Raw genomic sequence first — 25,946 nt, forward strand, 5'->3', positions numbered from 1 at the left:
CGGCCATAGCGGCAGGGAAACACCCGGTCCCATCCCGAACCCGGAAGTTAAGCCTGCCAGCGCCGATGGTACTGCAACCGCGAGGATGTGGGAGAGTAGGACGCCGCCGGACAAACATTGGCTCAGGGCCAGCACACTCGTGTGCTGGCCCTGAGTGCTTTTTCGACTCGTTTGTCGGCTCAGGAGTTCCGCGGCGTGCCCTCGATTCTCCCCAGGCGGGGTTCGGAGATGCGCGGTCCACAGGTCACGGTCGGCTGATCGGCCGCTGACGGCTGTCTCGCGCAGGATGGTTCGTGACAGGCGGGCGCGGTGCTCGCTGTGACGAGATGCTCGGGAGGTGCCTGGCCATGACGGTCGATCGGGCGACAGCTGCGGTGCAGGAGCTCGGTGCCAACACGGTGGTGCTGAGTGGTCGGGTGGCCGCCGAACCGCAGGAGCGCGTGCTGCCGAGCGGCGACCGCCTGTGGACGTGTCGGGTGATCGTGCCGCGTCCGGACGTGCGGGTGCTCGCGTCGGGCCGCAAGGGCGCCTCGGTCGACGTGGTCGACCTCGCCGGCTGGTCGGCGCGGGTGCGGCGCTCGATGCGCGGCTGGCACGCGGGTGACGTGGTGGGGGTCGAGGGCGCGCTGCGACGCAGGTTCTACCGGGCCGGCGGACAGACGGCCTCGCGGGTCGAGGTCGAGGTCACGACGGCCCGAGTGCTGCGTCGCGCAGTGAGCGGATGAGCACCCCCAGGCTGGGCTTGGGCTGGAAGGAGGTGGCCTTCTCGGGAAGGAGCCGGTCCGCCTCGGCGACGCGGAGCACCAGCTCGACCGACGGCGCCGGCATCAGGACCGCGATGGCGTCGGAGCGGGCGCCCCCGAGCGCGTCGTCGACGGTGTGGTGGTAGGAGATCGCCGTGGGGCCGTGCGGGAGCGCCGGAAGGATGCGACGGTGGAGGGCCTCGACGGCCGCCTCGTCCGGTCCGTTCCCGAGTCCGACCACAGCCCAGCGTTCGCCGTCGGTGGCGGCGAGGCGCTCCGACGAGAGCGCCTGGACGGCGTCGGCCTGGGTCTGCTCGCGATACTCCAGGCCGAGCGTCTCCGCGGCGTCGCGGAGGTCGTGCAGCGATGTGCCGCTCAGGGTGCGGTGGATGGGGCCGAGGAAGAGCGGCGTGTCGCTCTGGTCGACGAGCATGGCCAGACCGAGGTCGGTGGGCCGGGGGCCGGCGGGGCCACCGACACGGCGCCGCTGGAGTCGGAGATAGGCCGCGTAGCGGTGGTGTCCGTCAGCGATGAGGGCGCGGCTCTCGGCGAGCTCGGCGGCGATGGCGGCGAGTGTGGCGGGGGAGCGCTCGGCCCAGATCCGGTGGCCCTGGCCGCCACGGTCGGTGAACGCGTGGTCCGGCTCGCGGCGAGTGACCTCGGAGAGGAGGTCACGCAGCGGCTGACTGCCCTGGTGGACCAACAGGATGGGCGCGGGGTTGAGCTGCATCTCGTCCATGCGGTCGGCCAGCTCGTCGGCCTGGGCGGGATGGATGCCCTCGTGCGGCAGCACGGCCCGATCCTCGGGGCGCGCCGCGCGCCGAGAGACGTCGAGGGCTCCGACCAGGCCGCGGACCGTCATCCCGTTGGCGCTGTACTCGTGCAGGTAGAGCGCCGGTTCCGGGTCGGCGGCCACCAGCCCGCGGGACTGCCAGCGCTGGAGGCGGGCGGAGACGTCCTTGTACGGGCGGGCGAAGGCTCGGCCGGTGCTCGGGTTGCCCACGCGGGCGGGGGTCAGCATCAGCGCCGGGAACGGCTCGAGACGCAGGGGCCCGGCCACGTACGGCGGCGTCACCAGGGCTGTCGCGTCCATCAGGGCATCGTACGGAGGCCGTGGTGGTGGCTGCTGGCAAGGTGGTCCCCGTGTTGCTCACATCCACCGAACCCCTCGCCGGTGCCTACGACGTGGCGATGCTCGATCTGGACGGGGTCGTCTACATCGGCCAGCGCGCGGTCGCGGGCGCGGCCGGTCACCTCGCCCGGGCACGGGCCGCGGGCCTGACGGTCGCCTTCATCACCAACAACGCGTCGCGTCCCGCCGCCGTGGTCGCCGAGCACCTGCGGGAGCTGGGCGTGCCTGCCGAGGCGGGTGACGTGGTGACGAGTGCCCAGGCGGCGGCGCGGTTGCTCGTGGAGCGGTTCGGGCCCGGGGCCCGGGTGCTGTGCCTGGGCGGCGCGGGGCTGCGGAGCGCACTCGAGGAGGTCGAGCTGATCCCCGTCGGGGTGGACGCCGAGGCGGTGGCGGCCGTCAGCGGGTACGGGCCCGATCTGCTGTGGCGCGACATCATGCAGGCGGCGGTGCGGATCAGGGACGGGCTGCCGTGGCTGGCGAGCAACACGGACCACACGATCCCGACGGCCTACGGCGTGGCACCGGGGCACGGGGTGCTCGTGGACATGATGCGGCGATTCACCGGCGTGGCGCCGCAGGTGGCGGGCAAGCCGCAGCGGCCGCTGCTCGACGAGACCGTGCGCAGGACGGGCGGCCGACGGCCGTTGATGGTCGGCGACCGTCTGGACACCGACATCGAGGGCGCCCGCAACGCGGGCGTCGACTCGCTGCTCGTGCTGACGGGGGTGACCGGGCTCGCGGAGCTGGTCGCCGCGACACCGGTGGAGCGGCCCACCTATCTCGCGCCGGACCTCGGCGGGCTCACGACGCCGCACGGGGCGCCGCAGGGCGTCGGCAGCGGGCGCTGGCGGCTGGGTGGCTGGACGGGACAGGTCGTCGCGGGCCGGTTGGAGGTGGAGTGCACCGGGGAGCATGCGTCCGCCGCCGACTGGTGGCGGGTGGCCGCGGTGACGGGTTGGGACCATCGGGACCGGACCGGAGAGGTGCCGGACGTCGCGACGGCAGGGGTCCCCGAACCCGGCCCGCCGGCGCGGTAGCCTCGGGGCATGACCGAGGTAGGTGTTCCGGCGCCCACGCCGACCGGGATCGATGCCGTCGACCGAGTGCTCGACCTCGTGGCGGGGCTCGCCGAGCGTCCGATCGAGGAGCACGCGGGCGTGCTGGAGGAGGCGCACGGCGCGCTCCGGCACACCCTCGACAACCCGCCGGCCGCAGCCGGCGCACCTGCCGCACCGTAGTGCCACCGCGCCGACTGCGCCTCGACGCGGAGCTGGTCCGCCGCGGGCTGGCGCCGTCCCGGGAGCGCGCCGCCCAGCTGATCGCCGAGGGCCGGGTGAAGGTGGCCGGTGCTGTCGCGGCCAAGCCCGCGACGGGGGTCACGACCGACGTCGCCATCGTCGTACGTGAGGGTGAGCACGGCCCCGACTACGTCTCCCGCGGTGCCCACAAGCTGGCCGGAGCGCTGGCTGCCTTCACGCCGCTCGGTCTCGTGGTGAGTGGCCGGCGGTGTCTGGACGCTGGTGCCTCGACCGGTGGCTTCACCGACGTCCTGCTCCGCGCGGGGGCGGCCGAGGTGGTCGCCGTCGACGTGGGCTACGGCCAGCTGCACTGGTCGCTGCAGCAGCACGAGCGGGTGGTCGTGCACGACCGGACCAACGTCCGGTCCCTCACCACCGACGAGATCGGCGGGGCGGTCGACCTCGTGGTCGGGGACCTGTCCTTCATCTCCCTCACCCTCGTGCTCGACGCGCTCCTCGGCGTCACCCGTCCCGACGGGGACCTCGCCCTGATGGTGAAGCCCCAGTTCGAGGTCGGCAAGGACCGGCTCGGCAAGGGCGGCGTGGTCCGTGACCCCGAGCTGTGGGTCGAGACCGTCCTGGGCGTGGCCCACGCGGCCGCGGAGCGCGGCTGGGGCGCCCGCGCGGTGACCGTGAGCCCGCTGCCCGGCCCCTCGGGCAATGTTGAGTTCTTCCTCTGGCTGCGACACGGGCCGGCGACCGTGACCGACGATGCGCTCGCCGTGGTCGTCCGGCGCGGTACGTCGGCCCCGGATGAGAGGGTGAGCCCATGACCTCCGCGACCGAGACCGCGCGCCGGGTGCTCGTGCTCGCCCACACCGGCCGCAGCGAGGCGCGCGACGTCGCGCGTGCCTTCGTCAAGGAGCTGACCGGGCACGGCATCGTCGTGCGGCTGCTGCGGCACGAGGCCGACGACCTCGACCTGGTTCCGGAGGACTACCAGCCGTCGGTCGAGCTGACCGACTCGGAGTCCGACGCGAGCCACGGCTGCGAGCTGACGGTCGTCATCGGCGGCGACGGCAGCATCCTGCGCGCCGCGGAGGTGACCCACCAGCGCTCGACGCCCGTGCTGGGCGTCAACCTCGGTCACGTCGGCTTCCTCGCCGAGGCTGAGCACGAGGATGTGGCGGCGACGATCGACGCGATCGTCCACCAGCGCTACACCATCGAGGACCGGCTCACGCTCGACGTCAAGGCGTACCTCGCCGGCCGGCTGGTCTACGCGACGTTCGCGGTCAACGAGGCCAGCGTCGAGAAGGCCGCCCGGGAGCGGATGCTGGAGGTCGTCGTCGAGATCGACGACCGGCCGTTGTCCCGCTGGGGCTGCGACGGGGTGGTGTGCGCGACGCCCACCGGCTCGACGGCCTACAACTTCAGCGCCGGCGGGCCGATCGTGTGGCCCCAGGTCGAGGCGCTGTGCATCGTCCCGCTGAGCGCGCACGCACTGTTCGCCCGGCCGATGGTGGTCGCGCCGTCGTCGGTCATCGCGATCGAGGTCCTCGAGGGCAACCAGGGCTCCGGCGTGCTCTGGTGCGACGGACGACGCAGCGTCGACCTGCCCCCCGGCGCCCGGATCGAGGTGAGCCGCGGGCAGCGTCCGGTGCGCCTGGTGCGGTTGCACCAGGCGCCGTTCACCGACCGGCTGGTCGCGAAGTTCGGGCTGTCCGTCGAGGGCTGGCGGGGTGCCGCGGCCGAGCGGCGCCAGCTGCGACAGGCTGCGAGCGCGGCAACGGGAGAGGCGCAGTGATCGAGGAGATCCGGATCAGCTCGCTCGGGGTCATCGACTCCTCGACCCTCGAGCTCGGCCCCGGGCTGACCGTGATCACCGGTGAGACCGGAGCCGGCAAGACCATGGTGGTCACGGCCCTCGGCCTGCTGCTGGGCGGTCGCGCCGACAGTGGCGTGGTCCGGGCCGGCGCCAAGCAGGCGCGCGTGGAGGGGCTGGTCACCGCGACCGCGCTGCCCGGTCTGCTCACCGCGGTCGAGGAGGCCGGCGGAGAGGCCGAGGACGACGGGATCGTGCTGGCCCGCAACGTGAGCGCGGAGGGACGGTCCCGGGCGTTCGCCGGAGGGGCGGCGGTGCCGGTCGCCACGCTGGCCGGGCTCGCCGAGCCCCTGGTCGCAGTCCACGGCCAGTCGGATCAGCATCGGCTGCTGAAGGCGCAGACGCAGCGCCACGCCCTCGACCGGTTCGGTGCGCTGGAGAAGCTGCACGCGGCCTACGCTGCGGTCCACGACCGGCTGATCGCCACCGAGCGCGAGCTCACGGAGGTGACGGCGACCGCGCGCGAGCGGGCACGGGAGGCCGACCTGCTGCGGTTCGGTGTCGACGAGGTCGCCGCCGTCGCTCCTCGGCCCGGTGAGGACACCGAGCTGGCGGCGGAGGAGGCCCGCCTCGGGCACGCCGACACCCTGCGCGGCGCGGCCGAGCAGGCCCGCGAGGCGCTCTCCAGTGAGCACGGCTCGCCCGACGCCCTCGCGGCCGTCGCCGCCGCCCGCGGCCTGCTCGAGGGAGTCCGCGACCACGACACCGAGGCGGGTGCCTTGGCCGACCGGGTGGCCGAGGTGAGCTACCTGCTCTCCGACGTCGCGGCCGACGTCGCGTCGTACGCCTCCCGGATCGACACCGACCCGACCCGCCTGGCGGCCGTGTCCGAGCGGCGCGCGGCGCTGATCGGGCTGACCCGCAAGTACGGCGACACCGTCGATGAGGTGCTGGCCTGGTCCGAGCAGTCGGCGATGCGGCTGCTCGACCTCGACTCCACCGACGACCGGATCAAGGAGCTCGCCGCCGAGGCCGCCCGGCTCCGCACCGACCTCGCGGCCGCGGGCACCAAGCTCAGCGAGGCGCGGGTGAAGGCCGCGCGCCGGCTGGGCACGGCGGTCACCGGCGAGCTGACCCTGCTGGCGATGCCACACGCCGTGGTGACCATCCGGGTCACGCCGCGGGTCGCCGAGGCGCCGAGCGACCCGGAGCATCCGCCGCCGGACGTGCTGCGGGTGGGGGAGCGCTGGGTGCGGTTCGGTCGCAGTGGCCTCGACGAGGTCGAGTTCCTGCTGGCGGCCAACACCGGCTCCGAGCCGCGCCCGCTGCATAAGGGCGCCTCCGGGGGTGAGCTCTCACGGGTGATGCTCGCGGTCGAGGTCTGCCTGGCGGGCACGAGTCCGGTGCCTACGTTCGTCTTCGACGAGGTCGACTCGGGCGTCGGCGGCGCCGCCGCGGTCGAGATCGGCCGGCGACTCGCGACGCTGGCCGGCCAGGCCCAGGTGCTCGTGGTCACCCACCTGCCGCAGGTCGCCGCCTTCGCGGACCGCCACGTCCTGGTCGAGAAGTCCAGCGACGGCTCGGTGACCAGCTCGGGCCTGGTCACGCTCGACGATTCCGGCCGAGAGCGTGAGCTCTCGCGCATGCTGGCCGGCCTCGCCGAGTCCGACACCGCCCTGGCCCACGCCCGCGAGCTGCTCGAGCTCGCGCGAAACGCCCCGCGGGCACCGTGAAACGCCCGGGGATGACGTAAGATGGAATCCCGTGAACATGGCGCCGGGTAAGCAGGCAAAGCACGTCTTCGTCACCGGAGGCGTCGCCTCCTCGCTGGGCAAGGGCCTGACCGCCTCCAGCCTCGGTCGGCTGCTGCGTTCCCGTGGGCTGCGGGTCACCATGCAGAAGCTCGACCCCTACCTCAATGTCGACCCCGGGACGATGAACCCGTTCCAGCACGGCGAGGTGTTCGTCACCAACGACGGCGCGGAGACCGACCTCGACATCGGCCACTACGAGCGCTTCCTCGACACCGATCTCAACCAGATCGCCAATGTGACGACCGGGCAGGTCTACTCCTCGGTGATCGCCAAGGAGCGCAAGGGCGAGTATCTCGGCGACACGGTGCAGGTGATCCCGCACATCACCAACGAGATCAAGGACCGGATCCTCGCGATGGGGTACGGCGATCCGGTCGATGTCGTGATCACCGAGATCGGTGGCACGGTCGGCGACATCGAGTCGCTGCCGTTCCTCGAGGCCGCCCGCCAGGTCCGTCATGACATCGGTCGCGACAACTGCTTCTTCCTCCACGTCTCGCTGGTGCCCTTCATCGGCCCGTCCGGCGAGCTGAAGACCAAGCCCACCCAGCACTCCGTCGCGGCGCTGCGCCAGGTCGGCATCCAGCCCGACGCCGTGGTCTGCCGCGCCGACCGCGAGCTGCCCGAGGGGATCAAGCGCAAGATCTCCCTGATGTGCGACGTCGACCAGGAGGCCGTGGTCACCGCCGCCGACGCGCCGTCCATCTACGACATCCCCAAGGTGCTGCATCGGCAGGGGCTCGACGCGTACGTCGTCCGCCGGCTCAACCTGCCCTTCCGCGACGTCGACTGGACGGTGTGGGACGACCTGCTCCGCCGGGTGCACCACCCGAAGGAGGACGTCACCGTCGCGCTGGTGGGCAAGTACATCGACCTGCACGACGCCTACCTGTCGGTGACCGAGGCCCTGCGGGCCGGTGGCTTCGCGCACGAGGCGAAGGTCCACATCCGGTGGGTCGCCTCCGACGAGTGCGAGACCCCGGCCGGTGCCACGAAGCACCTCTCCGACGTCGACGCGATCTGCGTGCCGGGCGGCTTCGGCATCCGTGGGCTCGAGGGCAAGCTCGGCGCCCTCACCTACGCCCGCACCCACGGCATCCCGACGCTGGGGCTGTGCCTGGGCCTGCAGTCGATGGTGATCGAGTACGCCCGCACCGAGCTCGGGCTCACCAAGGCCGGCTCGACCGAGTTCGACCCGGACACCCCCGAGCCGGTCATCGCCACGATGGAGGAGCAGAAGTCCATCGTCGAGGGAGCCGGCGACCTGGGGGGCACCATGCGGCTCGGCCTCTACCCGGCCCAGCTCGAGGCCGGCACCATCGCGCGCGAGGTCTACGGCGCCGAGGTGATCGAGGAGCGCCACCGGCACCGCTACGAGGTCAACAACGCCTACCGCGCGCAGCTGGAGGAGGCCGGTCTCGTCTTCTCCGGACTCAACACCGAGCTCGACCTGGTCGAGTTCGTCGAGCTCCCGCGCGACGTGCACCCCTACTACATCGGCACCCAGGCCCACCCGGAGCTGCGCTCGCGACCGACCCGCCCGCACCCGCTGTTCGCCGGCCTCGTCGGCGCGGCCATCAAGCGGCAGCGCGAGACCCGGCTCGAGATTGACGACTCGAACCTGCACGCCGAGCCGGCCGACGTCGCCGCCGACGAGTGAGCCTGCTGCGCGACGTCCCCGAGTCGTGGCCGGTCGAGGACAGCACGGATCTGCACCGCGACGACTGGGTGGTCGCCTTCCGCTCGGACCGGATCCGGCGGCCGGGCGCCGACGGTGAGGAGCCGTTCCGGCGGCTCGTCGTCGAGCATCCCGGCGCGGCGGTGATCCTGGCCGTCGACGAGGACGACCGGGTGCTCTGCCTGCGGCAGTACCGGCACCCCGCGCAGTACCGGCTGGTCGAGCTGCCGGCCGGCGTGATCGACCACCCCGGGGAGGAGCCGGAGCAGGTCGCCCGCCGGGAGCTGCGCGAGGAGGCGGCGTTGGCGGCGGAGCGATGGACCCACCTCCTGTCGACGCTGAGCTCGCCGGGGTACTCGGCCGAGCGGATCCACTACTACCTCGCGGAGGGTCTCTCGCCGGCCGACCGGGGAGACTTCGTCCTCCGGCACGAGGAGGCGGACCTCGAGGTCTTCTGGGTGCCCTTCGCCGAGCTCGTCGACGCCATCCTGGCCGGCGACGTCACCGACGGGCCGGTCGTCCAGGCGGTCCTGGCCTGCCAAGTGCTGCGAGAGCGCGCCCGGCAGGCGTAGATTCCCGGTATGCGCATCGGCGTGCCGAAGGAAGTCAAGAACCACGAGTACCGGGTGGCCATCACCCCGATCGGCGTCCACGAGCTGGTCGCCCACGGCCACGAGGTCGTCGTCCAGAGCGGCGCGGGCGACGGATCCTCGATCGGCGACGCCGACTACGCGGCGGCCGGTGCGTCGATCCTGCCGGACGCCGACGCGGTGTGGGGCACGGCCGAGATGGTGCTGAAGGTCAAGGAGCCGGTCGCCGAGGAGTACCACCGGATGCGGGAGGGACAGGTGCTGTTCACCTACCTCCACCTCGCGGCGGACAAGACACTGACCGAGGAGCTGCTCGCGCGCGGCGTCACCGCGATCGCCTACGAGACCGTGCAGCTGCCCTCCGGCGCGCTGCCGCTGCTCTACCCGATGTCGGAAGTCGCGGGCTGTCTCGCGCCGCAGGTCGGCGCGTACTCGCTGATGAAGGCCCAGGGCGGTCGTGGCGTGCTGATGGGCGGGGTCGGCGGGGTGGCCAACGCCAAGGTCGTCGTGCTCGGCGCCGGCGTCGCGGGCCAGAACGCCGCGAACATCGCGCTCGGCATGGGCGCGGACGTGACGCTCCTGGACACCGACCTGGACAAGCTGCGGATGTCGTTCTGGCGCTACGACAACCGGGTCCACGGCCTGGCCTCGTCGAGGCTGGCGATCGAGCAGCAGGTGCTGGAGGCGGACCTGGTCATCGGCGCGGTGCTGATCCCGGGTGCCGCAGCGCCGAAGCTGGTGTCCAACGACCTGGTGGCGCGGATGAAGCCGGGCTCGGTGCTCGTGGACATCGCGGTCGACCAGGGTGGCTGCTTCGAGGACACGCATCCGACGACCCATGCCGACCCGACGTACCAGGTGCACGACTCGACCTTCTACTGCGTGGCGAACATGCCGGGGGCGGTGCCGAACACGTCGACCTACGCGCTGACCAACGCCACACTGCCGTACGCCGTCGCGCTGGCCGACAAGGGCTGGCGCGAGGCCTGCCGCGTGGACGCCAGCCTGGCGCTGGGACTCAACGCCCACGCGGGACTGCTGACCAATGCCCCGGTGGGCGAGGCCACGGGGATCGCGTCGGTGCCGACCGCGGAGGCGCTAGCCTGACCGGGTGAGTGGGACGGGTGCGGTGGATCGGGCGGTCCGCACCTATCTCGACCACCTGGCCGTCGAGAAGGGGCTCGCGACCAACACGCTGACCTCCTACCGCCGCGACCTGCGGCGCTACCGCGCGCACCTCGCGGCCGAGAGCATCGACACGCTCGACGGCGTCACCGAGGCCACGGTCACCGGGTTCCTCATCCGGCTGCGGGAGGGCGACGCCGACCACCCGCCGCTGAGCGCGTCGAGCGCGGCACGCACGGTGGTCGCGGTCCGCGGCTTCCACAGGTTCGCGCTCGCCGACGGGCTCGCCGCGGCGGACCCCGCCGCGGCGGTCAAGCCGCCGACCCCGGCCAAGCGGCTGCCCAAGGCGCTGCCCCTGGCCGACGTCGAGGCGATCCTCGAGGCGGCCGGGGCCGCCGACACCCCGCTCGCGCTGCGCGATCGGGCGCTGCTGGAGCTCCTCTACGGCACCGGCGCCCGCATCTCCGAGGCGGTCGGGCTCGACGTCGACGACGTCAGCCACCTCGCCGTCCCCGAGCTCGACCAGGCCGACGCGACGCTGCTGCTGCGCGGCAAGGGCGGCAAGGAGCGGCTGGTGCCGGTCGGCTCCTACGCCCGGGCCGCCCTGACGGCGTACCTCGTGCGCGGGCGGCCCGCGCTCGTCGCCGCCGCCACGCCGGGGCTCTTCCTCAACTCCCGCGGTGGCCGGCTCAGCCGGCAGTCCGCCTGGGCGGCGCTGGTCAAGGCCGCCGAGCGGGCGGGGGTCACCCGCGACGTCTCGCCCCACACGCTGCGCCACTCGTTCGCGACGCACCTGCTCGACGGCGGCGCCGACGTGCGCGTGGTCCAGGAGCTGCTCGGCCATGCGTCGGTGACCACGACGCAGGTCTACACGCTCGTCACCGTCGACAACCTGCGTGAGGTCTTCGCGACCGCGCACCCGAGGGCCCGCCATGGCTGACGCCTACGACCGCATCCTGGAGCACGCCGAGAGCCAGGGGCTCACGCTCTACCCCCACCAGGAGGACGCGATCCTGGCGCTGCTCGCCGGCGAGAACGTCGTGCTGGCGACGCCGACCGGGTCGGGCAAGTCGCTCGTGGCGATGGCCGCCGCGATGGGGGCGCTGGCCGACGACAGGGTGACCTTCTACACCGCGCCGATCAAGGCGCTGGTGAGCGAGAAGTTCTTCGACCTGGTCGAGGTCTTCGGGGCGGCGGACGTCGGCATGCTCACCGGCGACGTCGCGGTCAACGCCGACGCCCCGATCATCTGCTGCACGGCCGAGGTGCTCGCCAACATCGCGCTGCGCGAGGGCACGGCCGCCGACGTCGGCATGGTCGTGATGGACGAGTTCCACTTCTACGGCGAGGCCGGCCGCGGCTGGGCGTGGCAGGTGCCGCTCATCGAGCTGCCGCAGGCGCAGTTCCTGCTCATGTCGGCCACCCTCGGCGACACGACCGGGCTGGCCGTGGACCTGACCCGCCGCAACGGCCGCGAGACGGCGATCGTCGACGATGCCGAGCGCCCGGTCCCGCTCGACTTCACCTGGTCGCTGGAGCCGATGGGGGAGAGGCTCCAGGAGTTGATCACCACCGGGCAGGGGCCGGTCTACGTGGTCCACTTCACCCAGGCCGCCGCCGTCGAGCACGCGGTCTCCCTGCTCGCCGGACCGGGCCGCCTCGACAACGTCCTCCCCGCGGACCGCAAGGATCAGATCGCCGAGCGGATCGCCGGCGTGCGCTTCGCGGCCGGTTTCGGCAAGACGCTCAGCAAGCTGCTGCGGCAGGGGATCGGTGTCCACCACGCCGGCATGCTGCCGCGCTACCGCCGCCTGGTCGAGCAGCTCGCCCAGGCCGGCCTGCTCACCGTGATCTGCGGCACCGACACCCTCGGCGTCGGCATCAACGTCCCGATCCGCACGGTTCTCTTCACCGGGCTCGCCAAGTTCGACGGGAGCCGGCAACGGGTGCTGCGGACCCGGGAGTTCCTGCAGATCGCCGGCCGGGCGGGGCGTGCGGGCTTCGACACGGCCGGATATGTCGTCGTCCAGGCGCCCGAGCACGTCATCGAGAACGAGAAGGCGAAGGCCAAGGCGGCCGCCAAGAACGCCGCGATGAGCGCCGAGAAGCAGGCGAAGCGGGGCTCGAAGGCCCAGCTCAAGAAGCCGCCGGCGGGCACCGTGGTGTGGACCGAGCAGACCTTCGACAAGCTCGTCGAGGGGAGGCCCGAGCCGCTGAAGTCGCAGATGAAGGTCGACAACGCGATGCTGGTCAACGTGCTCTCCCGCGAGGAGGACGCGTTCCCGGTCCTGCGGCGACTGCTGATGGACAACCACGAGGAGCGTCGTACCCAGCTCCGGCTGGCCAAGCGCGCGGTCCGGCTGGCCCGCAGCCTGGTGACCTCCGAGGTGCTGACCCGGCTCGACGAGGTGGACAGGTTCGGGCGGCGCTACGTGCTGACCGAGGCGCTGCCGGAGGACTTCGCGCTCAACCAGCCGCTCTCGCACTTCGCCCTGGCGGTGCTCGACGTGCTCGACCCCGACGGCGACACGTTCATGCTCGATGTCGTGTCGGTCGTCGAGGCCACGCTCGAGGCACCGCGCCCGCTGCTCATGGCCCAGCGGCACGCCGCTCGCGGCGAGGCGATCGCGGCGCTCAAGGCCGACGGCGTCGAGTACGACGAGCGGATGGCGCTCATCGAGGACATCACCTGGCCCGAGCCCCTGAGCGACCTGCTGGAACCGCTCTTCGAGACCTACCGCGAGCGGCATCCGTGGCTCGCGCCCGACGCCCTCGCGCCCAAGTCGGTCGTGCGCCAGATGTGGGAGCAGGGCATGGGGTTCACCGACCTCGTCTCCCGCTACCAGGTGGCGCGTTCCGAGGGGCTGGTGCTGCGCTACCTGACCGACGCCTACCGGGCGCTGCGTCAGACCGTGCCGGCGTCGTACCGGACCGAGGAGCTGGAGCTCCTCGTCGAGTGGCTGGGCGAGACGGTCCGCCAGGTCGACTCGTCGCTGCTCGACGAGTGGGAGGCCCTCAACGACCCCGACCACGCCACCCGCCAGGTCAGCCACCACGAGCCGCCGCCTCCGCCGCGACCGCTCAGCCAGCAGGGCCGGGTGTTCGAGGTGATGGTCCGCAACGCGCTGTGGCGCCGGGTCGAGCTGGTCGCCCGCGACGACGTCCCGGCGCTGGCCGCGCTCGACGAGGGCGGTGCGTGGGGCGAGGCGGACTGGGACCGGGCGATCGAGGACTACTACGCCGAGCACGACCGGCTGCTCACCGACGCCGACGCGCGGGGGCCGGTGCTGCTGACGGTCGAGAGGTCCGCCGACCGGTGGGTCGCGACCCAGACCCTGCACGACCCGGACGGCAACCACGACTGGGTGATCCGTGCCGAGGTCGACCTCGCGGCGAGTGACGAGGCCGGCGAGGCCGTCGTCCGGACCCTGGAGATGGCGAGCCTCACCGGCCCCTCCTGACCGGCCGTCGGCGCGCCTCCCGAATGTCGCCGTGTCGACATTGTTGGATGGAGAGGTCCCGGGCTCTGGGGAAGGAGCCCGCAACCACTCCAGAAATGGTCCAGACAAAGGTGAGGGCGATGGCCGGCTTCTACGGAGGATCCAGTGCACCCGACATGCCGCCGCGGATGCCGATCCCGGCGCCCGGCAGCGACGTACCGCTCGGCACGGAGGACGCAGCCGTGACGGGTGAGACGCCTGCGCGCGAGGACGCGATGACGCTGCAGTTCCCGCTTCCGGACCGTGGCACCCCGGACGGCGCGGTCGAGCGCGCCGTGCAGACGGTGACCGGCGAGATCGGCCCGACCGGGCGCCCGATGCCGATCCTGCCGGACCCCCGGCCGGTGACCGCCCACGGCAAGGCGCGCGTGATCTCGATGTGCAACCAGAAGGGTGGTGTCGGCAAGACCACGACCACCATCAACCTGGGGGCCGCGCTGGCCGAGTTCGGCCGCAGGGTGCTGCTCGTCGACTTCGACCCGCAGGGCTCGCTCTCGGTGGGCCTCGGGCTCAACCCGCACGAGATGGAGAGCACGATCTACAACCTGCTGATGGACCCGGAGGCGACGCTCGACGAGGTCGTCGTGCCCTCCGGCGTGCCCGGCATGGATCTGCTGCCCTCCAACATCGACCTGTCCGCCGCCGAGGTGCAGCTGGTGCACGAGGTCGCCCGTGAGCAGACCCTGCAGCGGGTGCTCGCCCCGGCGATCGCCGAGTACGACGTCATCCTCATTGACTGCCAGCCCTCCCTCGGCCTGCTGACCGTCAACGCGCTCACCGCCTCCGACGGCGTCATCGTGCCGCTGGAGTGCGAGTACTTCGCCCTGCGCGGGGTCGCGCTGCTCAAGGCGACGATCGACAAGGTCAAGCAGCGCCTCAACCCCGGCCTGGAGGTCGACGGCGTCCTCGGCACCATGTACGACGGGCGCACCCTCCACGGCCGCGAGGTGCTCGAGCGCCTGGTGCAGGCCTGGGGCGACCAGGTCTTCCACACCGTCATCCGCCGCACCGTGAAGTTCTCCGACTCGACCGTCGCGGGCGAGCCGATCACGTCCTACGCCTCCGGCTCGAGCGGAGCGGAGGCGTACCGCCAGCTCGCGAAGGAGGTGGCGGCGCGGTGTCTCGACGTGTGAGCATGCCGGCCGCGGACGACCTCTTCCGGCCGACCGCCGAGTCGTCGGGACCGGCCGTCCGGGCCGTTCCCGACCCGCCGGAGGAGCTGCCGACCGAGGCGGCCAAGGTCCCGAGCGGGCGGGTCCGGCACGACGAGAAGATCACCGTCTACGTCACCTCGGCGGAGCTGATGGAGCTGGAGAAGGCCCGGCTGACGCTGCGCGGGGAGCACGGCATGGCGGTCGATCGCGGTCGTCTGGTCCGCGAGGCGCTGCACCTGGTCCTGGGCGAGCTCGAGGCCGAGGGGGAGGGCTCCGCGCTGGTCAGGCGCCTGCGTGAGTCATGATGCAGCGGTGAGCGAAGACGGGGCGGAGGAGGTCCACGGCGGCTTCGCCGTCCGCCTGGCGAACTTCGAGGGCCCGTTCGACCTGTTGTTGAGCCTGATCTCCAAGCACAAGCTGGACGTCACCGAGATCGCGCTCTCGCAGGTCACCGACGAGTTCATCGCCCACATCAAGCAGCTGCCCGACGACTCGCTGGAGGAGACCACCTCCTTCCTGCTGGTCGCGGCGACCCTCCTCGACCTGAAGGCCGCCCGGCTGCTGCCGGCCGGCGACGTGGAGGACGAGGAGGACCTCGCGCTGTTGGAGGCGCGGGACCTGCTGTTCGCGCGGCTGCTGCAGTACAAGGCCTACAAGCAGGTGGCGGCCGTGTTCGACACCCGGCTGCAGGCCGAGGCGCGGCGCTTCCCGCGCGCGGTCGGCTTGGAGGAGCGGTACGCCGGGCTGCTGCCCGAGGTGCTGATCGGCATCGGGCTCGAGCAGTTCGCGGCGCTGGCGGCCAAGGCGATGACGCCGCGCCCCGAGCTGCAGTTGACCCTGCATCACATCCACGCCCCGACCGTGAGCGTGCGCGAGCAGGCCGCGATCGTCGTCGACCGGCTGCGGCGCAGCGGCACCCTCACCTTCCGCGCGCTGTGCGGCGACTCGCCCGACACGCTCACCACGGTCGCGCGGTTCCTGTCGCTGCTGGAGCTGTTCCGCGAGGGCGCGGTGGCCTTCGACCAGGTCACCCCGCTGGGCGAGCTCACGGTCCGCTGGACCGGCGACGGGGCGGTCGACGTGGAGGACCTGATCACCGACGAGTTCGACGGGGTGGCGCCGGCCGGCGACCCGCCCCCGGAGGAGAGTCCGAGCGATGACTGAACAACCCGACGCGCCCGCCGAGGAGGCGCTGCCCGTGCCCGTCGCCGAGCTGCGGCCCGCGTTGGAGGCGGTGCTCATGGTCGCCGACCAGCCGCTCGACGCGGTCTCGCTGGCCACCGCGGTCGGCTACCCGCAGCCCCAGGTGAGCGACGCGCTGGCCGCGCTGGCCGCCGAGTACGACGAGCAGGGGCGCGGCTTCGAGCTGCGCAATGTCGCGGGCGGGTGGCGCTACTACACACGCGAGGAGCTCGCGCCCGTCGTCGAGGCCTTCGTGCTGGAGGGCCAGCAGGCCCGGCTCACCCAGGCCGCGCTGGAGACCCTCGCCGTCGTGGCCTACCAGCAGCCGGTGTCGCGGGCCCGGGTGTCCGCGGTGCGCGGGGTCAACGTCGACGGCGTGATGCGGACGCTGATCAGCCGCGGCCTGGTCGAGGAGGCCGGCCGCGACGGCGAGCACGGGGCGACGCTGTACCGGACGACGGCGTACTTCCTGGAGCGGATCGGCATCGTGTCCCTGGACGAGCTGCCCGACCTGGCGCCGCACCTGCCCGAGCTCGCCGAGATGGAGGAGGAGATGCGCGAGAGCCTGCCCGAGCCCGAGGCCGCCGCTACGGAGGTGCCTGCCGATGACGCGTGACATCGCCGTCGACGACGACGGCCAGCTCCGGCTGCAGAAGCTGCTGGCCCAGTCGGGGGTGGCCTCGCGGCGGCGCTGCGAGGAGCTGATGCTCGAGGGCGAGGTCGAGGTGGACGGCGAGATCGTCACCCGGCTCGGCACGAAGGTCGACCCGCGCAGGGCGGTCATCAAGGTGTCCGGCCGGCGGCTGCCCCCGATCTCCGATCACGTCTACCTCGTTCTCAACAAGCCGCGCGGCGTCGTGTCCACGATGTCCGACCCGCAGGGCCGTCGTACCCTCTCCGACCTGGTCTCCGACCGCAAGGAACGGCTTTTCCACGTGGGCCGGCTCGACACCGACACCTCGGGCCTGCTGCTGCTCACCAACGACGGCGACTTCGCGCATCGGATGGCGCACCCGTCGTTCGAGGTCGAGAAGACCTATGTCGCCGAGGTCGCCGGCCGGCTCGCCAAGGGCACCGTCGCGGACCTGCTCGCCGGCGTGACGTTGGAGGACGGCCCGGTGGAGGTGCGCCGAGCGCGGGTCATCGCCACCGCGGCCGACAAGTCGATCGTCGAGCTGGTCATCCACGAGGGCCGCAACCGGATCGTGCGGCGGCTGCTCGACCAGGTGGGTCACCCGGTGCGCCAGCTGAGCCGCACGAGGTTCGGCCCGATCGAGCTCGGCACGCTGCGCGGCGGCGCGCTGCGGGAGCTGTCCGACGACGAGCTCGGCCAGCTGCTGGAGCTGGTCGGTCTCTAGACCTACGGTGGTGGGGTGACCTCCGCCCCCGCGGTGCCCGCGGCGCTGCGACCGTACGTCGCCGCGCGGGTCCCCTACGACGTCGACTTCGGTGCGCCGGGCGTCCACCGCGGCCTGCCGTCCACGACGCTGACCCTGGTGCTGCCGCTGGACGAGCCGCTCCGGGTCTCGTGGCCGGGCGAGGCGGGCTCGCCGCATGCGGCCTGGGGCTCGCTGTCGGGTCTGCACACGGCCCCCGCCGCGGTGCACCACGACGGCGCGCAGCGCGGCATCCAGCTCGCGCTCACCGTCGAGGGCGCCCGGGCCCTGCTCCGGCGTCCCGCCGCGGACCTGGCCGGCGCGCTGACCGACCTCGACGAGGCCGCCGTACCATCCGCGCTGCGCGAGCTTCCCGAGCGTCTGCACGACCTCCCCTCCTGGCCCGCGCGAGTGGCGCTCGTCGACCGCACCCTCGCGGTGCTGGCCGCGTCGTCGGGCGATCCCGCACCGCGCGCGGAGGTGGCCCGGGCGCTCGCGCTCCTGACGTCCGGGACCCCGGTGACCGGCGTGGCCGAGGAGGTGGGCTACAGCCGGCGCCGGCTGTCCACGCTGGTGCGGGCCGAGTGCGGGCTGGTGCCGAAGGCGTTCCAGCGGGTCGCGCGCCTGGCAGCGGCCCGGCAGCTGCTGGGGCGGCGACCGCTGGCCGAGGTGGCGGCACGGTGCGGCTACAGCGACCAGGCGCACCTGACCCGGGAGTGGAGCGCGCTGGCGGGGTGTACGCCGACGACCTGGCTGCGCGACGAGTTCCCGTTCGTTCAAGACCACGGGGACGACGGGGACGCAGGATCGGAGCATGACTGAGACAGCGACCTCCGCAGCGACCGTCCGGCTCTGGCCGGCGATGCAGTTCCGCGACACCGACGCCATGGCCGCCTGGCTGCGGGCCATCGGCTTCACCGAGCACGCCACGCACCGCGACGAGCAGGGCACCGTGGTCCACGCCGAGTGGCTGTGGCCGGGAGGGGGCGGCCTGATGTTCGGCGCGGTGCGACCGGAGAGCCCGCTCCAGCCCGCGGGATCCGGCGCGGTCTACCTGGTGACCGACGACCCCGACCTCGTCTTCGAGGCCGCCGTCGCCGCGGGCGCGAGCGTGGAGCGGGCGATGGTGGACCAGGACTACGGCGGGCGCGGCGGCAGCGTCCGCGATCCCGAGGGCAACCACTGGTCGTTCGGCTCCTACCAGCCCGGCGCGGACGGTCGCGACTGATCCCCTAACCTTGCCTGCGTGGCGGAGACGAGAGGGCTCGCGGGCCCGGTCGAGATCGTCGGGACCGGGCTGATCGGCACCTCGATCGCGCTGGCCTGCCGTCGCGCGGGCCTCGACGTGCTGCTCACCGACACCACCCCGGACCACGTGCGTACCGCGACCGGCCTCGGCGCCGGCCGGGCACGCACGACGCAGGACGTGCCTCAGCTGGTCGTGGTGGCCGTACCCCCGGACGCGCTGGGAGCCGTCATCGGTGAGGTTCTCGACGCCGCCGGCCCCGAGACCGTGGTGACCGACGTCGGCAGTGTCAAGGCAGGTCCGCTGGCCGCGGTGGCGGGGCACCCGGCCGCGAGCCGGTACGTCGGCAGCCACCCGATGGCGGGCACCGAGCACTCGGGGCCGCTGGCGGCCAACGCCGAGCTCTTCGACGGCCGGCCCTGGGCGATCACCCCCGGGCCGGAGGCGGCGCCCGACGCGACCCGCGTCGTGGAGGCGCTGGCCGGGGTCTGCGGTGCGGTGCCGGTGCACCTGAGCCCCTTCGAGCACGACCGGGCCGTCGCGCGTACCTCGCACGTACCGCACCTGATGGCCTCGCTCGTCGCGGGGACGCTCGCGGGCGCCTCGGCCGAGCATCTCGCCCTGTCGGGCACCGGCGTGCGCGACGTCACCCGGGTGGCCGGCGGTGACCCGCGGCTCTACAGCCAGATCATCGGCGGCAACGCGACCGCCGTCGCCGCGCTGCTCGCCGAGGTCCGTGACCGGCTCGACCTCGCGCTGGAGGCGGTCGCCGGCGGCGACCGGGTCGGTCTGGAGTCGCTGCTGGCCTACGGCCAGGCCGGCACCCGCGCCATCCCCGGCAAGCACGGCGCCGCCCCGCAGCCGATGGAGGCGGTCCGGGTGGCCCTGCCCGACCAGCCGGGCGGGCTGGCGCGCCTGTTCGCCGACGCCGGCGACAGTGGCGTCAACATCGAGGACGTGCGGATCGACCACGACCCCGGCCGGCCGGTCGGCCTCGTCGAGCTCGACGTGGTGGAGGGCCGGGCCGAGGAGCTGCGGGCTGCTCTGGAGTCGAGAGGGTGGGTGACCCACCGGTAAGGTTCCGCCCGTGGACGTGCCGGTGAACGTAGTCGTAGCAGTGGACGGAACCTCCGGCTCGGGCAAGTCCAGCACCTGCCGCGCGGTCGCCGACCGGCTCGGGCTGCGCTACCTCGACACGGGCGCGCAGTACCGCGCGATCACCTGGTGGATGCTCGCCCAGGGGGTCGACGTGCACGACGCGGCTGCCGTCGCCGTACGCGCGGGGGAGCCGGTGCTGGAGTCCGGCACCGACCCGCTCGCGCCGGCCATCACGGTGGACGGTCGCGACGTCTCCGTGGAGATCCGCAGCGACGAGGTCAACGCCGCCGTCTCGCCCGTCAGCGCGGTGCCGGAGGTCCGCTCGCGGCTGGTCGCCCTCCAGCGCGCGATCATCGCCCCTGCCGAGGGGCTCCAGGGCGGCATCGTCGTCGAGGGCCGTGACATCGGCTCCGTCGTCTGGCCGCAGGCCGAGCTCAAGGTCTACCTCACCGCCGACCCGGCGGCCCGGGCGGCGCGGCGGGCGCTGGAGAACGGTGGCGCCGACGTCACCGCGACCCAGGAGTCCCTGCTCGCCCGGGACCGGATCGACTCCGGCCGGGCGGTCGCCCCGCTGACCATGGCCGACGGCGCGGTCCACGTCGACTCCACCGAGCTGACCCTGGACGAGGTCGTCGACGTGGTGGTGGGCCTGGTGATGGAGCGCCGGTGAGCGCGCACCGGGCTCCACGACCCGCGCGCTGGCTCCTCCGCGGGGGACGGCCGACCTCGCGGTGGTTGATCCGGCGTCGCTGGGACGTCCGCGTCCATCACGCCGAGAGGTTCCCGGCGACCGGGCCGGCGGTGGTCGCGGGCAACCACATCGGGTTCGTCGACGGGCCGCTGATGGCGATCTTCGCGCCGCGGCCGGTGCACGCGCTGACCAAGGTCGAGATGTTCCGAGGCCCGCTCGGGCCGTTCCTGCGGGCGTCCGGGCAGATCCCGCTGGACCGCGACCACACCGACCCCGCCGCGGTGCGGATCGCGCTGCGGGTGCTCCGCGAGGGGCACGCGGTCGGCGTGTTCCCGGAGGGCACCCGGGGGCCGGGCGACCTGGAGAGGTTCCGCGGCGGGGCGGCGTACCTGGCGCTGGTGACGGGGGCACCCGTCGTACCGCTGACCTTCCTGGGGTCCCGCGACCCGGGCGGATCGAGCGGCTCGCTGCCGCACAGGGGAGCCCGGATCGACATCGTCGTGGGAGAGCCGTACGCCGTCGATGCGGTGCCCTGGCCCCGGACACGGGAGAATGTCCGTCTGACCTCGGCCGCGCTGCGCGATCACATGCAGCAGCAGCTGGCCGGAGCCCTGGACGAGACGGGGCGGAGCCTACCCGGCCCGCTCCCGCAAGGAGAACGTGATGAGTGAAGACACCCCGACCGGGGTGGTCCCGGTGCTGGCCGTCGTCGGCCGCCCGAACGTCGGCAAGTCGACCCTGGTGAACCGGATCCTCGGCCGCCGCGAGGCTGTCGTCGAGGACATTCCCGGTGTGACCCGCGACCGGGTCTCGTACGACGCCGAGTGGGCCGGCCGCGCCTTCACGCTCGTCGACACCGGCGGCTGGGACCCCGACGCCCGCGGCATGGCCGAGCGGATCAAGGCACAGGCCGAGGTCGCCGTGACCCTGGCCGACGCCGTCCTCTTCGTCGTCGACGCGTCCGTCGGCATCACCGACGCCGACGAGGCGGTGGTCCGGGTGCTGCGCAAGTCCGGCAAGCCGGTCGTGCTCGCCGCCAACAAGGTCGACGACGAGCGGGCCGAGGCGGAGGCCTACGGCCTGTGGAACCTCGGCCTCGGCGAGCCGTGGCCGGTCTCGGCACTGCACGGCCGCGGCTCCGGCGACCTGCTCGACGCCCTGCTGGCCGTGCTGCCCGAGGCGCCGGACCGGGTGGGGGAGGAGCTCGGCGGACCCCGCCGGATCGCCATCGTCGGCCGGCCCAACGTCGGCAAGTCCTCGCTGCTCAACAAGCTCGCCGATGAGGAGCGCGTCGTCGTCGACAACGTCGCCGGCACCACGGTCGACCCGGTCGACGAGCTGGTCTCCCTGGGCGGCCGCGACTGGCGGTTCATCGACACCGCCGGCATCCGCAAGCGGGTCAAGGAGGCCTCGGGCCACGAGTACTACGCGTGGCTGCGGACCTCGACCGCGATCGAGCGCGCCGAGGTGTGTGTCCTCGTGCTGGCCGGCAACGAGTCCATCGCGGAGCAGGACGTGCGGATCCTCCAGGAGGTGCGCGAGGCCGGCAAGGCGCTCGTCATCGCCTTCAACAAGTGGGACCTCGTGGACGCCGAGCGCCGCTTCTACCTCGACCGCGAGATCGACCGCGACCTGGTGCAGGTGCAGTGGGCGCCGCGGATCAACATCACCGCGAAGACCGGCTGGCACGTCGACCGGCTGGTACCCGCGCTGGACCGCGCCATCGAGGGCTGGGAGACCCGGATCTCCACCGGCACCCTCAACGCCTTCCTCGGTCGGGTCGTCGCCGAGCACCCGCACCCGGTGCGCGGCGGCAAGCAGCCGCGGATCCTGTTCGGCAGCCAGGTGCAGAGCGCGCCCCCGGTGTTCAAGCTGTTCACCACCGGCAAGCTCGACCAGGGCTACGAGCGGTTCGTCGAGCGCAGGCTGCGTGAGGAGTTCGGGTTCGTCGGCACGCCGATCGAGATCAAGGTGCAGCCGCGGGAGAAGCGCGCGCGTCGCTGATCTTGCCTGATTCGAACATGTGTTCGAAGATGGAGGGGTGAGCCAACCCGCCGTCATCGACCAGCGCGGCAGCGTGGCGCGCAGCGACACGCTCGCGCAGATCGAGCAACTGCGCGGTCGGATCGCCGCGCTCGAGGGCGGCCCGACCCGACTGTTCGTGCCGGTCCTGCCGGCGCTCGCCGGGTTGGTCCGGCTGCGCACCGGCGGGGTCTACGGCGTCGACTCCGCGACCCTCGGCATGATGCTGGCCGCCGGTGCCTCGCAGGCCGGGGAGTGGGTCGGCTTCGCCGGCTGGGACGACTTCGGCGCCGAGGCCGCGCAGCAGCGGGGGATCGTGCTCGGGCGCACGGTCCTGGTGCCCTCGCCCGGGGAGCACTGGCTCGAGGTCACCGCGGCTCTCGTCGACGTTCTCAAGGTCGTGGTGCTGCGTCCGCCCGGCGGCGTCGACCCCACGTCGGCCTCGCTCCTCGAGGCGCGACTACGGGCCCGCTCGGCGGTGCTCGTGGTGCAGGGGGAGTGGCCGCGCTGCGAGGCGCGGCTCAGCGCCGAGCAGGTCGTCTGGGCCGGGCTCGAGCAGGGCCGCGGCCGGCTGCGTGAGCGGCGGGCGACCCTGGTCGTACGCGGTGCCGGGCGGGTGCCCGCCCGGGCCGAGGCGGTGCTCGACTGATGGCGGTCGCGTGATGGCGGGGCGGACGATGGTCCTCTGGTGCCCGGACTGGGCGGTCACGGCGGGCATGTTGGAGCTGGTCGACTCGGGTGCGTGGGCAGGCTCGGAGGTGGGTGTCGACGCGGCGGCCCCGGCCGTCGTCCTCGCCAACAACGTGGTGGTGGTGTGCAATGCCGCCGCCCGGTCCGAGGGGGTATGCCGCGGGCAACGGCGCCGCGACGCTCAGGCGCGCTGTCCCGAGGTGATGCTGATCGCGGCCAGCCCCGACCGGGACGCCCGGTGGTTCGAGCCGGTGCTGGCGGCGGTGGAGGCGGTGCGGCCGGGTGTGGCGCCGCTGCGGCCCGGCCTGCTCGCCGTCCCTGCTCCGGGGCGCTACTTCGCCCGCGGCGGGCTCGACGGCGAGGAGGCCGCGGCGGCGGTGCTGGCCGAGCGCCTCGTGCAGGAGGGGGTGTGGGACAGCCGGTTCGGTGCGGCCGACGACCTCTACACCGCCGAGCGGGCCGCCCGGCAGGCGGCGTCACAGGCCTGCCTGTCGATCGCCCCGGGCGGTTCGGCGGAGTTCCTGCGCGGCCTGCCGGTCACCGTCCTCGCCGACGACGGACCGGAGGGCGCCGAGCTCGCCGCTCTGCTGCGCCGGCTCGGGCTGATGCTGCTCGCCGACTTCGCCCGGCTCGGGGCGGGCGAGGTCGCCAACCGGTTCGGGGGCTACGGCGCCGACGTGTGGCGGCGGGTGCAGGGCCGGGAGCCGACCCGGCTCGCCTCTCGCACCCCGCCGCCGGAGCTGGCCTGTGAGATCTCCTTCGAGCCGCCCCTCGACTCCGCCGAGGCTGTCACCTTCAGCGTCCGCACCACCGCCGAGCGGTTCGTCGCCGGTCTCGCCGACCGGCAGCTGGTGGCGACGTCGGTCCGGATCGAGGCGGAGTTCGAGGAGGGGGTCTCCACCCGGACCTGGCTGCACCCGCGCTGCTTCACCTCGCGCGACCTCGTCGACCGGGCGCACTGGCAGCTCCAGGCCGGGATGGCGTCGTCCGGGCTGCGCAGTCGCAAGTCCACCGGCGAGACGATCTCCTCCGCGGTCACCGTCGTCCGCTTCCTGCCCGACGTCGTCGAGCCGGCCGGCGACCACGCCGACGGGCTGTGGGGCGGCGGCGCCGAGGAGCAGGTGGTGCGCGGGGTCGCCCGGGTCCAGGCGATGGTCGGGTACGACGCCGTCCGGGTCCCCGTGCTCCAGGGCGGGCGGGGCGCCGCCGACCGCCAGGTGTTGGTGCCGTGGGGCGAGCGGCCGGTCGGGCTGCGTCCCGTCGACCGTCCGTGGCCGGGCCGGATCCCGGGGCCCGCCCCGAGCCGGGTCTTCGCCACGCCCCTCGAGGCGGAGGTCGTCGACGAGGCCTCGGTCCCGGTGGCGGTCACCGCACGCGGGATGGTGACGGGAGAGCCGTGGCGGATCCGGATCGAGCGGCGCTGGTGCCCGATCGCCTCCTGGGCCGGGCCGTGGCCGGTCGACGAGGGGTGGTGGCTCGCGTCGCCCGGCACGTCGGGCCAGGCGTCGGGCCAGGCTCAGGGCCGGGCCGCCCGGTTCCAGGTGGTCGGCGTGGACGGTCGGGCCTGGCTGCTGCGCTGGTCCGCTCCTGCCCTCTGGGAGCTGGAGGCGGCCTACGACTGATCGGCAGCCGGTCCCATCGCTCTCGCGGCGTGCCGCGGCTTCTCCACAGGCGCGAGCCGTCCGTTCTGTCTTCACAGGTGTCGACCGCGTCGGAGCGGTGAGATCGACGTGAGGCCTACGGTCCCGCCATGACATGCGTGGATATCGGGATCGCTCCGTGATGAGCCGGATCTCCGTCGTTCCTTCTTCGCCCGGCGCCAGGCATCTCGCGGATGAGGCCGTTCGGAGCAGGAGCGAGTATCTCGCGTGAGTGCTACGCTGTCGCACATGGAGATCGGTGTCCGCGACCTGCGCAATCGGACCAGCCAGGTCATCGACGCCGTGCGCGCAGGTGAGCGCGTCGTTCTCACGGTGCACGGTGAGCGCGTCGCCGACATCGTCCCGCATGGTCACCGCTCCCGATGGCTCTCAGGTGCCGTGCTGCGTAGCGAGCTCGAGGGCCGATCGGCCGACGAGGGGCTGACCGGTGAGCTCGCCGAGCTCGCCGGACAGACCCTGGGAGAGCAATGAGCGACACCCCTCAGGTCGGTCTGCTCGACACCTCGGTCTGCTCGACACCTCGGTCTGCTCGACACCTCGGTCTTCATCGCCAGCGAGACCGGCCGCCGGCTGGGTGACCTTCCGGAGCGGGTGTCACTCTCGGTGGTGACGGTCGGCGAGCTCCAGCTCGGGGTGCTCAATGCGCCAGACCCGCTCACGAGAGCACGCCGCGCCGAGACTCTCGCCCTGGCGCGCACAGCCGACCCTGTTCCTGTCACCGAGGCGGTCATGACGACGTGGGCACGGATCGTGGCCGACTGTCGCAAGGCGGGGGTGCATCGAGCGGTCAAGCTGACTGACTCCCTGATTGCGGCGACGGCGGTCGAGCACGGACTTCCCGTCGTCACCCAGGATGCCGACTTCGACGCCCTGGCGCGGGCCCATCCCGCGCTCGAGGTTGTGCGGGTCTAGACGATTGATTCCAAGGGATCGCACGCTCCGCGACGCTCAGCACGCACGCTGACGGCGTTGCCGACGCTCGACGTACACCCGGTATGCCCTCACGCCGGCGCCTTGTCATCGCACGCGCTGAGCGCCGCTCGCTTGCACGATCCCTTGGAATCAATCATCCAGTGAGGCTTCGCCTCTGACCGCCGAGTCCTGGGGTTGGCGTGGTCGCCCGGGTGAGCGCACGCTGGGGTGATGGCTGAGACGGTGACGGTGAACGACCTTCTTGACGG

General features: G+C 73.1%; 27 protein-coding genes and 1 rRNA gene. 27 read left to right on the forward strand and 1 reads right to left on the reverse strand.

What is annotated here, in order from left to right; translation table 11 throughout:
* Together rrf and RB608_RS27770 are read left to right on the forward strand one after the other, a co-directional pair.
* Nucleotides 1–112 (forward strand): 5S ribosomal RNA (gene rrf / locus RB608_RS27765); the annotation flags it as partial.
* Between the two features lie 235 nt (nt 113–347).
* A complete protein-coding gene (locus RB608_RS27770; protein ID WP_308091345.1) occupies nt 348–725 on the forward strand; it encodes a single-stranded DNA-binding protein in 378 nt (125 codons plus the stop codon).
* Here RB608_RS27770 and RB608_RS27775 read toward each other — a convergent pair.
* Entirely contained in the window at nt 685–1,836 is a 1,152-nt protein-coding gene (locus tag RB608_RS27775; RefSeq protein WP_308091346.1) for a DUF1015 family protein, read from the reverse strand. The two genes, RB608_RS27770 and RB608_RS27775, sit on opposite strands and share 41 nt — an antisense overlap.
* Nucleotides 1,837–1,886: 50 nt before the next feature.
* On the opposite strand from RB608_RS27775, the gene RB608_RS27780 reads away from it, so the two are divergent.
* The 25 genes from RB608_RS27780 to RB608_RS27900 all read left to right on the forward strand — a co-directional run bounded on the left by RB608_RS27780 (nt 1,887) and on the right by RB608_RS27900 (nt 25,677).
* The gene (locus RB608_RS27780) at nt 1,887–2,912 is read left to right on the forward strand and encodes an HAD-IIA family hydrolase (RefSeq protein WP_308091347.1); all 1,026 of its coding nucleotides are present in this window, start codon (nt 1,887–1,889) and stop codon (nt 2,910–2,912) included.
* A 9-nt stretch (nt 2,913–2,921) separates the two neighbouring features.
* A complete protein-coding gene (locus RB608_RS27785; RefSeq protein WP_308091348.1) occupies nt 2,922–3,113 on the forward strand; it encodes a hypothetical protein in 192 nt (63 codons plus the stop codon).
* Nucleotides 3,113–3,946, forward strand: a complete 834-nt coding sequence (locus tag RB608_RS27790; protein WP_308091349.1) for a TlyA family RNA methyltransferase — start codon at nt 3,113–3,115, stop codon at nt 3,944–3,946. Before RB608_RS27785 ends, RB608_RS27790 begins: the two co-directional genes overlap by 1 nt.
* Nucleotides 3,943–4,920 (forward strand): NAD kinase, encoded by a 978-nt coding sequence (locus tag RB608_RS27795; protein WP_308091350.1) that lies wholly within the window; start codon nt 3,943–3,945, stop codon nt 4,918–4,920. Before RB608_RS27790 ends, RB608_RS27795 begins: the two co-directional genes overlap by 4 nt.
* Nucleotides 4,917–6,671 carry a DNA repair protein RecN gene (gene recN, locus RB608_RS27800; protein ID WP_308091351.1) on the forward strand — a complete coding sequence of 585 codons (1,755 nt, stop codon included), beginning with the start codon at nt 4,917–4,919 and terminating at the stop codon, nt 6,669–6,671. The genes RB608_RS27795 and recN overlap by 4 nt, the downstream gene beginning before the upstream one ends.
* Nucleotides 6,672–6,708: 37 nt before the next feature.
* Nucleotides 6,709–8,412, forward strand: coding sequence for a CTP synthase (locus RB608_RS27805; RefSeq protein WP_308091368.1), 1,704 nt, complete (start codon nt 6,709–6,711; stop codon nt 8,410–8,412).
* A complete protein-coding gene (locus tag RB608_RS27810; RefSeq protein ID WP_308091352.1) occupies nt 8,409–9,002 on the forward strand; it encodes an NUDIX hydrolase in 594 nt (197 codons plus the stop codon). Before RB608_RS27805 ends, RB608_RS27810 begins: the two co-directional genes overlap by 4 nt.
* Nucleotides 9,003–9,011: 9 nt before the next feature.
* Nucleotides 9,012–10,127 carry an alanine dehydrogenase gene (ald, locus tag RB608_RS27815; protein ID WP_308091353.1) on the forward strand — a complete coding sequence of 372 codons (1,116 nt, stop codon included), beginning with the start codon at nt 9,012–9,014 and terminating at the stop codon, nt 10,125–10,127.
* Nucleotides 10,128–10,131: 4 nt separating this feature from the next.
* Nucleotides 10,132–11,085 (forward strand): site-specific tyrosine recombinase XerD, encoded by a 954-nt coding sequence (locus tag RB608_RS27820; protein ID WP_308091354.1) that lies wholly within the window; start codon nt 10,132–10,134, stop codon nt 11,083–11,085.
* On the forward strand, nt 11,078–13,606 hold the full coding sequence (locus RB608_RS27825) for a DUF3516 domain-containing protein (protein ID WP_308091355.1): 2,529 nt from the start codon (nt 11,078–11,080) through the stop codon (nt 13,604–13,606). Before RB608_RS27820 ends, RB608_RS27825 begins: the two co-directional genes overlap by 8 nt.
* 254 nt (nt 13,607–13,860) lie before the next feature.
* Entirely contained in the window at nt 13,861–14,778 is a 918-nt protein-coding gene (locus tag RB608_RS27830; protein ID WP_392391067.1) for a ParA family protein, read from the forward strand.
* Entirely contained in the window at nt 14,763–15,104 is a 342-nt protein-coding gene (locus RB608_RS27835; protein ID WP_308091356.1) for a hypothetical protein, read from the forward strand. The genes RB608_RS27830 and RB608_RS27835 overlap by 16 nt, the downstream gene beginning before the upstream one ends.
* A 7-nt stretch (nt 15,105–15,111) precedes the next feature.
* Nucleotides 15,112–15,963, forward strand: a complete 852-nt coding sequence (locus RB608_RS27840) for a ScpA family protein (RefSeq protein ID WP_308091357.1) — start codon at nt 15,112–15,114, stop codon at nt 15,961–15,963.
* Nucleotides 15,956–16,597, forward strand: a complete 642-nt coding sequence (gene scpB, locus RB608_RS27845; RefSeq protein ID WP_308091358.1) for an SMC-Scp complex subunit ScpB — start codon at nt 15,956–15,958, stop codon at nt 16,595–16,597. Before RB608_RS27840 ends, scpB begins: the two co-directional genes overlap by 8 nt.
* On the forward strand, nt 16,587–17,339 hold the full coding sequence (locus RB608_RS27850; protein WP_308091359.1) for a pseudouridine synthase: 753 nt from the start codon (nt 16,587–16,589) through the stop codon (nt 17,337–17,339). Before scpB ends, RB608_RS27850 begins: the two co-directional genes overlap by 11 nt.
* 15 nt (nt 17,340–17,354) lie before the next feature.
* Nucleotides 17,355–18,179, forward strand: coding sequence for a helix-turn-helix transcriptional regulator (locus RB608_RS27855; protein WP_308091360.1), 825 nt, complete (start codon nt 17,355–17,357; stop codon nt 18,177–18,179).
* The gene (locus tag RB608_RS27860) at nt 18,172–18,585 is read left to right on the forward strand and encodes a VOC family protein (RefSeq protein WP_308091361.1); all 414 of its coding nucleotides are present in this window, start codon (nt 18,172–18,174) and stop codon (nt 18,583–18,585) included. The genes RB608_RS27855 and RB608_RS27860 overlap by 8 nt, the downstream gene beginning before the upstream one ends.
* 18 nt (nt 18,586–18,603) lie before the next feature.
* On the forward strand, nt 18,604–19,680 hold the full coding sequence (locus RB608_RS27865) for a prephenate dehydrogenase (RefSeq protein ID WP_308091362.1): 1,077 nt from the start codon (nt 18,604–18,606) through the stop codon (nt 19,678–19,680).
* Nucleotides 19,681–19,702: 22 nt separating this feature from the next.
* Nucleotides 19,703–20,371 carry a (d)CMP kinase gene (gene cmk, locus RB608_RS27870; RefSeq protein ID WP_308091370.1) on the forward strand — a complete coding sequence of 223 codons (669 nt, stop codon included), beginning with the start codon at nt 19,703–19,705 and terminating at the stop codon, nt 20,369–20,371.
* A complete protein-coding gene (locus RB608_RS27875; protein WP_308091363.1) occupies nt 20,368–21,063 on the forward strand; it encodes a lysophospholipid acyltransferase family protein in 696 nt (231 codons plus the stop codon). The genes cmk and RB608_RS27875 overlap by 4 nt, the downstream gene beginning before the upstream one ends.
* Entirely contained in the window at nt 21,056–22,396 is a 1,341-nt protein-coding gene (gene der / locus RB608_RS27880; RefSeq protein ID WP_308091364.1) for a ribosome biogenesis GTPase Der, read from the forward strand. Before RB608_RS27875 ends, der begins: the two co-directional genes overlap by 8 nt.
* A gap of 37 nt (nt 22,397–22,433) precedes the next feature.
* On the forward strand, nt 22,434–23,063 hold the full coding sequence (locus RB608_RS27885) for a hypothetical protein (RefSeq protein WP_308091365.1): 630 nt from the start codon (nt 22,434–22,436) through the stop codon (nt 23,061–23,063).
* Between the two features lie 28 nt (nt 23,064–23,091).
* Entirely contained in the window at nt 23,092–24,726 is a 1,635-nt protein-coding gene (locus tag RB608_RS27890) for a DNA polymerase Y family protein (protein ID WP_308091366.1), read from the forward strand.
* A gap of 267 nt (nt 24,727–24,993) precedes the next feature.
* Nucleotides 24,994–25,236: a type II toxin-antitoxin system prevent-host-death family antitoxin gene (locus RB608_RS27895; protein WP_308091367.1), complete on the forward strand. Its 243-nt coding sequence runs from the start codon at nt 24,994–24,996 to the stop codon at nt 25,234–25,236.
* 54 nt (nt 25,237–25,290) lie between these two features.
* A complete protein-coding gene (locus tag RB608_RS27900) occupies nt 25,291–25,677 on the forward strand; it encodes a PIN domain-containing protein (RefSeq protein WP_308091371.1) in 387 nt (128 codons plus the stop codon).
* Nucleotides 25,678–25,946 lie beyond the last annotated feature (269 nt).

Origin of the sequence: Nocardioides sp. LHD-245, assembly GCF_030929495.1 — a bacterium.
GTDB lineage: Bacteria > Actinomycetota > Actinomycetes > Propionibacteriales > Nocardioidaceae > Nocardioides.